The organism is Mucilaginibacter boryungensis, assembly GCF_015221995.1.
Classification (GTDB): Bacteria; Bacteroidota; Bacteroidia; order Sphingobacteriales; family Sphingobacteriaceae; genus Mucilaginibacter; species Mucilaginibacter boryungensis.
Window position 1 is genome coordinate 1,987,340 of record NZ_JADFFM010000001.1, and the last position, 13,986, is coordinate 2,001,325.

A 13,986-nucleotide genomic window follows, 5' to 3' on the forward strand; every position below is an offset into this window, starting at 1 on the left:
AATTTTATAAACCAGTACCGAATATGAGTAAATTTTTACAAAACCAATTAGTGGGCAGGTTGTGCATAAGCAATCAAGTATCTGTCAAAATTACATTTATTAATGCAATCGATATCGGCAACTAACCCTAAAATTACTATTTAGGTAGTTTAAAGACGTTAACACGTTTCTTTAAAGCAGATATCTAATACCCCATTTACTTTTTTAATCAATTTTTGTATGTATAAATTTTTAAAAAATTTATCCTGTTTGCTTTGTCTTATACTTGTTTTTGGAGGGTGCCGTAAAAAAGCATTCGACGAGTATTACGGTAGGCCTGATAACTTACAACCGCCTATTTACCAGGTATTACAGCAACGGGGTAATTTTACTACCTTATTAGCAGTTATAGACAAATCGGGCTACAAGCCGACGCTAAGTGCAGCCGGTTACTGGACTTTCTTTGCTCCCAACGACGCCGCATTTCAAAAGTATTTTACGGCCAATAATCTTACACTTGATAAGATAGACTCGGTAACGGCACGTAAAATCGTCACCTATGCTTTAGTATATAATGCCTTCCAAACAGACCATTTATCCGATTATCAATCGGGGGCTGGTTGGGTACCAGGGGCGGCATTTAAGCGCCGTACCGCTTATTATGATAGCTTTTATACAGGCCCGGGCCCTGAAGGCCCTAATACAGTGTTAATTTCGCAAAACCGGAATGCTGCCACTTATCAGTTTGGCGATAACAATAATAAATATATCCCTTATTTTACTTCAGCCTTTTTTGCTTCGGCTAAGTTAACCGCGTCCGACTATAACTATTTTTTCCCGGGTACTACTTTCAGCGGTTTTAATGTAGTAAACGGTACAGTAGTAAATAAAGATATACTGGCCGAGAACGGTGTAATACACGAAATAGATCAAGTGGTTTTACCCCTGCCAAGTTTGGAGCAAAAACTGGCTACCAATTCTCAATACAGTGTTTTCAAGAACCTGTACGATCAATTTATGATAGGATACTCTGCTAATGCAGATATCACCAGCCGTTATAATGTGTTAACGGGCAAAAGCGATAAGGTTTATGTGAAGTTTTATAGTGCCCTGCTATCTTATGCCCCCAATAATGAAAACTTCTTAAAATTGGATGATAATGACGGGCAGCAAAACGGCTATTCTATGTTTGCTCCTACAAACGACGCCCTGACACCGTATTTGAATACCGTAATACTTGAATTCTATAAAGACATTAAGAATTTGCCACCTAACATAATTGCCGATTTGCTTAACGCGCATATGTGGACTTCAATAGTATGGCCAAGTAAATTTAACACAACTGCAAATTCATTAGGCGAACCAGCACGTTTTAACGCATCTGCCGATGTTGTAGAGAAGCAATTTTGCAGTAATGGTGTGTTTTACGGGGTCAGCCAAGTGCAAAAAGCCAACGTGTTTAGCACTGTTTACGCAAGGGCATACCTTGATCCGGCATATTCTATCATGACCAGATTATTGAACGATTTTTTAAAAACACAGGTTACCAGCCCTACTTTAAAGTACACTGTTTTCATGATGTCGGATGCGACACTTAATGCCCTGGGATATGGTTTCAATACAACAACTTCAAATTATACATTTACCCAAAATGGTTCAACTACCAGCGGGGCAACCCCAAAGGCAGCTTTGCAGCGTATTTTGAACTTGAATATAGTGCCAACACCCAATGGTGAACTCAATAGCCTGGCCGGTGATGGCATAGCCGAGACCAACGGCGGGGAATACATCCGCTGGCATAATAACACCGTATCTTCCGGTCGTACGGTTGAATTAGGGCAAACGCTAACTGTTGTAGATTCGCGAACCTACAGCAACGGTAAGGTTTACTTTCTGAATAGTGGCTTGCTTGACGCCCCGACTAAAACTATTGCTGCCGATATTGCTGCTAACGCCGGAACCTCAACAGCGCAAGGGCCTTACTATGATTTTTATCAGTACCTGATCAACTCGACAGCTTACAGTGCAGCTGCGGGAGAGATTAATAATATACAATTGGGTGGTAACTATACAGTATTTATTCCAACTCAGGCAGCTATGAAGCAGGCAGTAGTTGATGGATTTTTACCTGGTACAACAACCATAGTAGGAGGGGTAAAAACATTTGCATCATTCACCACCAATCCCACTACAACTGCCGATAAGGACTTAGTAGCGCGTTTTATTTATTTCCATATACTAAATGGCATAACCATAGCGCCTGACGGTAAAAAAGGTGTTAATGGTACTCCTTTCCCTACTTTGTTGAAAGACTCCCAGGGAAATACACTTAACCTGATCACTTTCAACCAACCAAATAATTTGAAGATACAGGATAACCAGGTTCGCACAGCTACGGTTACCCCGCCTAATAACAACAGTTACTTCCCGGCCACCAGTAATTACCTGGGTAACCGCGCACTGTTGCATCAAATTGATAATTACTTAAGATACAATTACTAAACGCCTATCTTACACATGAGAAGAATTTTTATTCCTGTTTTTTATGCGGTTGTACTTTGGTGCATATTTGCCCTTAGTAGTGCACAGGCACAAACAACAACCGAAAAGGTTCTGATAAAGGGCCGCGTTATTGATGCAAAAGACAAGCTTCCGGTTATAGGCGCTACTGTTATTGAGCAAGATAATGACAAACGTACCATTGTAGGCCAAGCCACCGATATTGACGGTAACTTTGCACTAAAAATAAGCGATGTTAGCCACAAACTGGTAATATCAATTATAGGTTATAAAAGCCGCATTTTCGATATTGGTACACGTCGTGTATTCAATGTTACACTTGAGGGTAGCGCTAACGATATAAGCGAGGTGCAGATTGTAGCCCATGCCCGCACAGGAAATGGCACAGGCTTAACCATTGATAAGCGAGATCAAACCACATCTACAGTTACCCTAAATGCTAAAGATGTGGAGGAACTGCAGGCAACTACAATTGACCAGGCCATACAAGGCCGTTTACCGGGGGTAGACATTGTGTCTAATTCAGGAGACCCGGGTGCAGGTATGTCTATCAAAATCAGGGGTACATCATCCATCAATGGTGTCAGCAACCCGTTGATAGTGGTGGATGGCGTACCGTTTGACACCCAAGTGCCAACCGATTTCAACTTCGCAACAGCTGATAATAACCAATATGCAGACCTGTTATCAATAGCCCCATCTGATATTCAGACCATATCTATATTAAAAGATGCGGCGGCCACCGCGGTATGGGGTTCGCGCGCTGCCAATGGTGTGTTAATTATTACAACGAAACGCGGTGTAAAAGGCTCGCCAACTATATCTTATACCTTTAAAGGTACACTAACACAACAACCAAGTGGTATCCCGCTGTTAACCGGCGACCAATATTCAACCTTTATACCCGAAATGGTAATGAACGTTACCGGTGCACCACTTAATACACAAACAGTAAGGGAGTTTTCTTATGATAAGAGCGACCCTTATTATTTTTACAATTATGGCCAAAACACTAATTGGCTAAAAGCTATTTCGCAAACTGGTTATGTAATGGATCATAACTTATCTATTACAGGTGGGGGCGATAAAGCCAGATATTTTGCTTCAGTAGGTTATAACGACCAAAAGGGTACTACTATCGGCACCGGCTTAAACCGGTTAAATACCAGGTTAAACCTGGATTACATTGTTTCTAATAAAATACATTTTACAACGTTTGTCGCTTATGCACATACCAATACTCAATACGATTATGCATTTGCCAGCAACGGCAGCGGCTTTGATGGCGTGCGTGCCATTGCAGCCACAAAAATGCCTAATATGAGTATTTATGAGTACGATCAATATGGACATTTAACACCAAATTTCTTCTCTCCGGCCAGTAATATACAAGGTCAGTATGTGGTGTCCACTAGTACACCTTCGGCCAGTTATGCCGGTACTTACAACCCTGTTGCTATGGCAACTGCAGCCCTAAATAACCTGATAGGAGACCGTATTACACCACACTTCCAGTTGGTATATAATATATCCGGGGCCTGGACTGCTACAAGTGATGTGGTTTTTGACATCAACAACCAAAGGCAGGCTAAATTTTTACCACAAATTGCAACAGGCCGCCCTTTTACAGAAACTGCTGTTAACCGCGCCTCAAATTCAGATTTCGATACTTATAGCGTATCTACCAAAACAAACATTTTATTTAATCCCGAACTTGGTGAAAAGCACTCGTTCACTGGTTTAATCTCGCTACAATCAGAAGATGACAAGTCCTACACTCAAGGCCAATTAATTTCCAATACTGCATCAAGTACTTCAACAGACGCTTCGGTGCCGGGCAGAACAACTAATACCGACCTTAGCTTAACATCGGGTGTTGCCCAAACACGTACAGTTGCCGCCCTAATTAACGGGCAGTATAAATATCTTGACCGTTATATTATTAACGTTGCTTTACGTGAAGACGGGAACTCGCGTTTTGGCGAATCAGAGCGTTATGGGTTTTTCCCAGCGGTTTCTGCACGCTGGCGCTTATCGGGCGAACCGTTTATGAAAAAATATGACAAATGGTTAGACGAGTTTAGTTTCAGAGGCAGTTATGGGCATTCAGGTAACCCGCCTAATAAAGATTATCTTTTTTATAGCGTATATACCAATACACCAAATAACTATCTGGGGTTATCTGGCTTATACCCCAATAGTATTCAACTTAACAACCTAAGGTGGGAAGACCTTGTAGGTATTGACGCAGGCGTGAATATCATCATGTTCAAGAACCGTTTGAATATCGACTTAGATTTGTATCGTAACCGTACTAATAACCTTTTGACACCAAACTTATCGCTGGCTACTTATACAGGATATAGCTCGGTAGCGCTTAACGTCGGTACACTGGATAACCAGGGATTTGAGTTAAGTATTTTTAGTACCCCATATAAATCAAGGAAACTACAGGTTGATTTTAATTTTAATATATCGCAAAATTTAAATACCCTGCGTTCAATTTCACCTTACTATGCTACATCCAGCGGTGATGTAACTACTAATGGGCATTATTTATCTGTACTGCAGTTAAATAATCCATTAGGATCTTTTTATGGCTACAAGTTTAAAGGCGTTTACACGAATGCCGATGCTACAATTGCCCGTGATGCCAATGGAGGTAAAATTGTAAGTCCGGATGGTACGCCTGTCCAAATGCGGTTTAATTACCCTAAAGTAGATTATAAATTTCAGCCGGGCGACGCGATTTACGAGGATATAAACCATGATGGTAACATTAACTACCAGGATGTAGTATACCTGGGTAATGGTAACCCTAAATTTACTGGTGGTTTTGGCCCAACCGTTACCTGGGGCGGCAGGATTACTTTACAAGCATTTTTTAATTATCGTTTAGGTGGCCAGATCATTAACGGCACCAAAATGCAAACCACAAACGAGTATTCTTACGATAATCAAAGTAGTGCTGTACTGCGCAGATGGCGTACCCCTGGGGATAATACCGATATCCCACGTGCATTGTTTAACTATGGCTACAACTGGCTGGGTTCAGACAGATATGTTGAAAGTGGTACATTTCTTCGCTTTCGCTCAATCACGGCAAGATATAATTTTGACAAAGCATTGGCCAGCCGTATCAAAGCAAAAAATTTGAGTGTATACCTAACGGCAGAAAACTTGCTGACCTTTACACATTACACCGGTCAGGATCCCGAGGTATCAACATCAGGTGTGGGTATATTTTCACAGGTGGTTGATAACTCAACTACACCGCCACTGAAACAAGTAACCTTTGGTTTATCCGCATCATTTTAATATTTAAAAGATATAACAATGTTAAAAAACAAAATATATAAAGCAGTGGTGATGGTTTTAGTGGCCATATCATTCTGCTCGTGCCATAAATACCTGGAGCTTCGCCCCCAAAACGGCATCACCAGCGACCAGTACTGGCAAACTAAAGAGCAAGTACAATCGGCCGTAATTGGTATCTACAGCGGCCTTATTAATGCGCAGGGAGGTAAAATGCCGGCTGAATTATTTTTTGTGTGGGGCGAAACCCGTGCAGACTTTGTAATTCCAGGTCCTGGTATCTCCAATGATGAAAATAATATTATTAGCGATAATATATTACCAACTAACGGCTATGTAAGCTGGGGATCAATCTACCGTGTTATTAATTTGTGTAATAATGTGCTTGATAATGCACCGGGTGTAATACAAAGAGACCAAACACTTACACAGGCCTCACTTAATTCTTTCATGGCCGAAGCATATACTATACGCTCATTAATGTACTTTTATCTGGTAAGGTCGTTTGGCGATGTCCCTCTGAAGTTAAAAACAACTGCCAGTGATGATGATTTACAACAATTAGCTAAAACATCTCAAAAAGATATTCTGACCCAAATTGTTGCTGATTTAAAAACAGCGGAAGGATTTGCGGTAGCCAGCTATGGTGATAATGCATCGGATAGGGGGCGTATTACTAAATTTACAGTAAACGCATTACAAGCCGATGTATACTTATGGATGGACAATTATACCGATTGTATCGCTGCCTGCGATAAAATAATCAATTCGGGCAAATACGGCCTTGTATCAGGTGATGCGGGTTGGTTTAATACATTATACGTTAAAGGTAACTCTGCCGAAGGTATTTTTGAGCTACAGTTCGATCAGCAGGCGCTGAACCCGTATTTCAACATGTTCTCTACAACGGTAAGGCCCCGTTACCTGGCTAATCCATTAATAGTGGATAACTTTTATACACTTGATCCGATTGACCCGACAAATGTAGATATACGTGGTATTGACGTGGCTATACACGTGGCTGACCAGGCTATTTACAAATACATAGCGTTAAACCCTACCACGCTTCGTACTACAGATGGATCATATGCTCATTGGATATGTTACCGGTACGCTGATATTTTGTTAATGAAAGCTGAAGCTTGTATTAATTCCAGCCGCGGCCAGGACGCTCTTGACCTGATTAATCAGGTACGTACACGCGCGCATGCTTTGCCAGGCTCGGCCCTTTCACCTGCAGCAACAGACGTAAACGGTATGACTGATTACTTAATGGCTGAACGTGCAAGGGAATTTGCTTTTGAGGGTAAAAGATGGTATGATTTACTGCGAAACGCTAAACGAAATAATTTCGCCCGGCTTGATATTCTTACCAGTGCTGCCATCACAAGTGTTCCGGCAATATCACAACAATCGGCTTTAAACAAACTGAAGGACCCGAACAGTCTGTATTTCCCTATACCACAAACCGAGATACAGAACGATCCGAACCTGGTTCAAAATCCCTTCTATAAATAATTGTAAATCTAAATTAGAAAAAAGATGAAGAAGTTAACAAATAGGCTTGCCTTAATAACACTGATACCAGTGTTAGCCCTAGCATTGATGACCTGTTTAAACAGCTGTAAGCGCGACCACCTTACGCTAACTACTACCAGTGTAGTGAACATATACACTTATTTGGGAGAGAACAACCAGTACTCTATGTTTAAACAAATTGTAGACAAGGCGGGCTACGCCAGTTTTTTGGACACTTATGGTACGTATACCTTATTTGCACCAAATAACGATGGCGTGACAGCCTACCTAAAAGCTGCAGGTAAAAGCAGTATAGATAATATTGACGCCGCTACGGCAAAAAACCTGGTAAGTATTGCGCTAATAAACGATACTATTGCGACACAGTATTTTACCGATGGAAAAATGCGGTCGCCAAGTACAAATGGGCAATATTTAATAGCTGGCGCCAAAAACACAAATGGTGTTACTACAACAGTTATAAATAAACAGGCAAACCTGGTAATTGGCAATACCAGGGTGGGTAACGGAATTATACATACTATTGATTTTGTGCTTACGCCGGCTACATTAACTTTAGCCCAAACTATTGAGCAAAATTCAAAATACAGCATATTCACAGCAGCATTAAAGGCTACCGGCTTTTATGACACTATAAATGTAGCGGCGTCAGCAAATACTAATGCCAACCGAAAATATTTAACGGTAATTGCGCAAACAGACAGCACTTTTAAAGCAGCAGGTTTTGCAGACTTTAATGCCCTGAAAGCCAGGTATTCCACTAAAGGCGACCCACGCAACCATGCGGATAGTCTGTGGTTATTTGTAGCTTATCGCGTTTGGCCTGAGTTATCTTACCTCTCTGATATTGCAAGTACCGATACGCATAACACGCTCGCCCCACTTGAAATCACAACCAGCGATCTGGTAGGCCAAACCGTATTGTTGAACAATGATACATTTAATGGTGTATTAGAGCCGGGCCAGGTATTATACCGCCCTGCAAGCGATATTTCGGCTACCAATGGTGTATTGCACAATGTACTAACAAATTATGCTATAAAGGTGCGTCTGCCGTCGCCCGTTTATTTTGATGTGGCTAATCAGCCCGAAATTGTACGTACCCCGGGCTTATACAGGCAACCTGGCAAAAGTTCGGTACCTTTTTTACAGGGATCGTTAGCGAATGTTACCATTGTTCCTGGCTCGACAACAGCAACGACTAAAGACTATGCTGTAATGTATAGCACAACTACAGCTGTGCCTTCAGCGTCCCAATGGTACTATAATCAGGATTATTTAACCATAGGCACACGTTTCAGAACCGGAAATAATGGTTTGAATGTGCAGGCTATTACGTTTAAAACCCCCGTTATAGTTAAAGGCCGCTACAAAATATGGGTTGATTATGTAAGGCAGGGAACCGGACAGGTAGTCCCCGTAACATTTGACGGTCAGGGGATGCCTAACACTTTTAATCCAAATGATGGATTAAATGAAGCTGAAACAGAACGCCAGGCCGAAGCGCGCGGATTTAAAAGCTATACAGACTCACCGCTTACACCTTCAACCAATACTTCAGCCGGTTACAACGGCTTTGTTGGAAGGCTGCTTGGTGTAGTTGATATACCAACTACCGATAGGCATAGTATTACTTTTACTGCAACAGCTGCTTCAGGCGCTTCAGCAACCTTAGTTTTAGATGTAATTGAGTTTAGACCAGTAGATATGGATCAGTTGCACCCAAGATTAGGGCGTGCGGGCGTGTTGGTTCCATAACATAGTGAAAAAATATTAACCAAATTGATTAGAAAAGAATGAGTCATTTTAAATATAAATATCTCTTTATCGGCTTGTTGCTTGTAGTAGTAGCATCGGCATGTAAAAAACAATGGGACCAGCGGAACGCGATAACAGATCAGCAGTTAAATGTGAATTTGCTTCAACAAATTCAAGCTAACCCTAATCTGAGCACATTTGCAGGATACCTGGCAAAAATTGGTTACGATAAATTATTATCATCAACCAAAACTTTCACTGTATGGGCACCTACTAACGCGGCGCTTCAGGGGATAGATCCGGCTATTGTTTCGGATACAGCCAGGTTACATAAGTTTGTAGCAAATCATATAGCAAATCAAACCTATCTTACAGGTAATATACAAGGTTCGTTAAGGGTACGTAACTTAAATGGCAAAAACTTAACATTTACAACTACTACTGTTGAGGACGCAAACATTACACTTGCTAATCAATATGTAAACAATGGGGTGTTACATATAATTGATAAGGCGTTGCCTGTTAAAATGAATATTTCGGAATTCGTTAGGGGCCTAACCACTGTAGGCTTGTTGCAACAAGCATATGTACTGCGCCAGGATACATCTTTTATTGATACATCTAAGGCTACGGTAGCCAGTATTGACCCCAAAACCGGAAAACCAATCCTGGTGGCTGGTACAGGTGTGGTAACACAAAATAAATACTTTAATAAAACTGGTGCTCTCGCTAATGAGGATAGCCTTTATACCTACTTTGTTTTAACTGATAACGCCTATAATGCAGAGCGGGCTAAGGTTAGTAAATACTTTGCTACCGTAACAAATTCAACAGATACTACCATGAATTTGCTTTCGGCATTCAACGTACTTAAAGATGTAGTGGTGCGCGGCGTATACACATCGGCTAATTTACCCGCCACCCTTAAATCAGTTAACGGGGTAACCGTACCAATAGATAAAACTGCTATTGTACAAACCTTCAATGCAAGTAACGGGATTGTATACGTAATGAGTAGTATGAACTTCAATGTTGCTGAAAAAATTACGCCGATAATTATACAAGGTGAAAGCGCTTCCTTCTTCACCCGTACCGACCAGGGGGGTAAAATTGCCATACGGGCAAGAAAAGAACTGGATGGCACTACAGTGTACCGCGACCTGTTAATATCCGGATCGGGTTTACCAGCAAGCTTTTTTGCCGGGTATAAATTAAGCAACCTAAATACTTGCCAGTATAAAGTGATTATACGTGCTGTTAACGATACTTTATTTACTAAAGTGCCTATGAACACTACAAACCCGGCCCTAAATCAAAGTATCTCTGAAAGGGTGATGTTTGGGCAAATTACTGCTGCGCCTGTAGTTGCGGGGAATGTTACACCTACTACAGCAGTAAACTTCCCATATACATCTATAACACCATATAACTATAATGAACTTACCTTAACCAATGCTACAACAGGTACGGTTACGGCAAATTCAACCCTTAATATGGCTAATGGCACGTTGAATGTCACTAAATATAGCTCCATATTTATGTATGTGCAAGGAGCGGCAACAACAGCTGCCAACACAAACGACGTACTTGTAGATTACATTAAACTGATACCTGTATTACAATAATTTTAACTTGAACTATGCAAAAATTTACCAGATTAATTAGTTTACTGCTCTTCTTGTACCTTTTTTGTGGTATAAAAGCATATGCGCAGAAAACAGATAGTATATCGGTTAAGTTAGCTGATAGTATTGCACGCTATAAGGCTGATTCAACTAAAATCGCCCGTGGCGATAAAATAAGTGGTGTTATTAAAGACGCCGCAACTGGCAAGCCGGTTTTAGGTATAAGTGTTGGTGTAACAGAGTATTCAGCTACATTTACTGATGATAAAGGCCACTTTACATTAAATGTACCCAATTTAGACGCGATACTGTTTATAAAAGGGCAGGGCTATCAGCAAAAAGAAGTGCCGCTTAAAGGGCGTAAAACCTTACCAGAAATTATACTTTTCGAAGATACCTATAACTCTGTTTATGATGAGGCCAGGCTACCGCTTAATAACGTTTCTGCCAATAGGCAATCTGGCGCGGTTAAGAGTGTTAACACATTAGGGGCGTGGGACCCCACAAGTCTGGAAACGCCCGACAGTTATCTGCAGGGTAAAGTAGCCGGTTTAAACGTAACCCGCCGTTCGGGTACCCCTAATATTGGTGCCAACTTATTTTTGCGTGGCTTCAATTCATTGTATGGCAGCAATGCGCCGTTACTAATTGTAGACGGTATGATATATGATACCTATCATTATGGTAATTCAATAATAAGCGGACATATTAATAATCCCTATGGGGAATTGGATTTGCACGATGTTGATAACATTACCGTGTTAAAAGATGCTTCGGCCAGTATTTATGGTACTAAAGCAGCTAACGGGGTTATAACAATTTCAACCAATAATAATCCTGATGTAGCCACTAAAATAGATGTAGGTATATATAGTGGCTATAACTATATGCCTTCCAGTTCGTTTATACCAATGATGCAGGGTGGCGATTACCGCACCTACCTGTCTGATGTATTGCGTACAAGTAACCAAACATCTACCCAGATAGCTGCCCAGCCCTATATGAATGACAACATTAATAGTGGGTCTTATTACGTTTATCATAACAATACCGACTGGCAAAAACAGGCTTTTAAAAACGGGTTTAATCAAAACTATAACTTAAGGGTATCTGGTGGTGACAACATTGCCCGTTACGTATTGGCGGTAAGCTATGGCGATAACAAAGGTATTACCCGGTTAACAGACCTTACTAAATACAGTACCCGTTTTAATGGTATCCTTAATATTAGTAAACATTTTACCATCAACACAACATTATCGTTTGCTTATAACTCACAAACAATGTTCGATCAGGGATTGTCTCCTAAAACAAACCCACTATACCTTAGTTTAACCAAGGCGCCGTTTTTACGGGTGCACGATGTAAATGCCGCTGGGGTTGAATCGCCAAACCTGGCCGATGTTGATGTTTTTGGTGTGAGTAACCCTGAGGCTATTTTTACGCACGCGCAGGAATCAAATCAGAATTATCGTTTTTTCGGTAATTTTAATTTCCGCTATAATTTTAATAAATACTTCAGTGCGCAAACCCTTATTGGTATTACTACCGATAAAGTGCGTGAAAATACTTTTATACCAAGGGCCGGTGTAGCTAATGATACATTGGCTATAGGGCAAATTGCCGATAGCCGTTTAGGCAGCCAGGTACAAAGATTATTTAATATATATAGCGATACGCATATTACCTACAACCGCACATTTAACCGTATCCATAATTTAATTATGAACCTGGGTACCAGGTATACCCACTCAAATATAACCTACAATACTAATATAGGGTATAACTCGGCAATTGACCAGTTGGTAAGTGTGGGTACAGGCAACCCTGCATTACGTGTTAACGGTGGCGATATTGGGGTATATCATTGGATGAATAATTACTTCAGCACTAACTATACCTTGTATAATAAATACATTTTTAACCTTAATGTAACCGCCGACGCCTCATCGCGTTTTGGTACTGCTATATCGGGCGCCCCATCTATTGGGGGCGTTAAATATGCCGTACTACCATCATTATCAGCAGCCTGGTTAATTTCTTCAGAACGCTTTATGTCAGATGTGAACTTTGTAGAATTATTGAAACTAAGGGGTAGTTATGGGTTAACCGGTAACGATGATATCGGTAATTATGCTGCACGCCAATACTATGTTTCACAAAGTTTACTGGGCTTGCAAGGCCTGGTTAGGGGCAATTTTGGTAACCCGGCATTACAATGGGAGGTTGGTAAAAAACTTAATTTAGGTTTGGATGCATCTTTTCTGCAGGAAAGACTGAATATTACGGCTGATGCGTTTTGGAACAAAACTGATAAAATGATTACCCAAACCCCACAATCAACTACTGCCGGTTTATTATATGCAATTGCAAATGATGGTGGCATGCAAACAAATGGGGTAGAACTAAGTATAACCGGGCGTATAATTAATAGCGGTAAACTTAAATGGGATTTAGGGCTAAATATAGCTACTTACCGTAATAAAATTACCAAACTGCCTAATAATAGCATGGTTAACCAGTATGCCGGTGCAAACATAATTACCCAGGTAGGTTCGGCAGCTAACCTGTTTTATGGTTATAAAACCAATGGTGTTTATACAAGCAATGCCGAGGCTGCATCTGCAGGCCTAAGTTATAAAACATCTAATGGTATGCTAATACCTTTACAGGGAGGCGACATGAGGTTCCAGGATACAAATGGCGACAAGGTTATTGATTCAAAAGATATGCAGGTTATAGGTAACCCTAATCCGGATTATACCGGGGGGATCAGCACTATGCTATCTTACAAACGACTTACTTTAAACGCTTTGGTAACCTTTACCCATGGCAACTCGCTTTATAATTATACCCGTCGTCAAATCGAGTCTGAAAATGGCGTATCCAACCAATCGCTGGCTATTTTAAACAGGTGGCGTGGTGACGGCCAGGTTACGTCCATACCAAGGGCTTCATACGGCGACCCGAGCGGTAACGCTGGTTTTTCTGACAGGTGGATAGAAGATGGTTCCTATTTACGCTTGCGTACAGTAACTATTAATTACGACGTACCATTTAAGATTAAGACCTTTAAATACATAAAAATATATGCTACAGGTAATAACCTGCTAACATTTACACATTACATGGGTTACGATCCTGAATTTTCAGCAAGTGATAATGTGCTGATGCAAGGCATTGATACTACCCTTGAGCCGCAGTTCAGAACAGTGCAGTTAGGCATACGTGTTGGCATATAATATTAATC

General features: G+C 40.9%; 6 protein-coding genes. All 6 read left to right on the forward strand.

Going from position 1 to position 13,986, the window contains the following annotated elements:
• Positions 1 to 249 precede the first annotated feature (249 nt).
• Genes IRJ18_RS08365 through IRJ18_RS08390 form a run of 6 tightly spaced genes read left to right on the forward strand, consistent with a single transcriptional unit; the run spans position 250 to position 13,978 of the window.
• Positions 250 to 2,481, forward strand: coding sequence for a fasciclin domain-containing protein (locus tag IRJ18_RS08365; RefSeq protein ID WP_194105735.1), 2,232 nt, complete (start codon positions 250 to 252; stop codon positions 2,479 to 2,481).
• 15 nt (positions 2,482 to 2,496) lie between these two features.
• Complete coding sequence (locus IRJ18_RS08370) at positions 2,497 to 5,817, forward strand: SusC/RagA family TonB-linked outer membrane protein (RefSeq protein WP_194105736.1); 3,321 nt, start codon at positions 2,497 to 2,499, stop codon at positions 5,815 to 5,817.
• Positions 5,818 to 5,835: 18 nt separating this feature from the next.
• A complete protein-coding gene (locus tag IRJ18_RS08375) occupies positions 5,836 to 7,332 on the forward strand; it encodes a RagB/SusD family nutrient uptake outer membrane protein (protein WP_194105737.1) in 1,497 nt (498 codons plus the stop codon).
• Between the two features lie 24 nt (positions 7,333 to 7,356).
• A complete protein-coding gene (locus IRJ18_RS08380) occupies positions 7,357 to 9,111 on the forward strand; it encodes a fasciclin domain-containing protein (protein ID WP_194105738.1) in 1,755 nt (584 codons plus the stop codon).
• A 38-nt stretch (positions 9,112 to 9,149) separates the two neighbouring features.
• Positions 9,150 to 10,736: a fasciclin domain-containing protein gene (locus IRJ18_RS08385; protein ID WP_194105739.1), complete on the forward strand. Its 1,587-nt coding sequence runs from the start codon at positions 9,150 to 9,152 to the stop codon at positions 10,734 to 10,736.
• 14 nt (positions 10,737 to 10,750) lie between these two features.
• Positions 10,751 to 13,978 carry a SusC/RagA family TonB-linked outer membrane protein gene (locus tag IRJ18_RS08390; RefSeq protein ID WP_194105740.1) on the forward strand — a complete coding sequence of 1,076 codons (3,228 nt, stop codon included), beginning with the start codon at positions 10,751 to 10,753 and terminating at the stop codon, positions 13,976 to 13,978.
• The last annotated feature ends 8 nt before the right edge of the window (positions 13,979 to 13,986 follow it).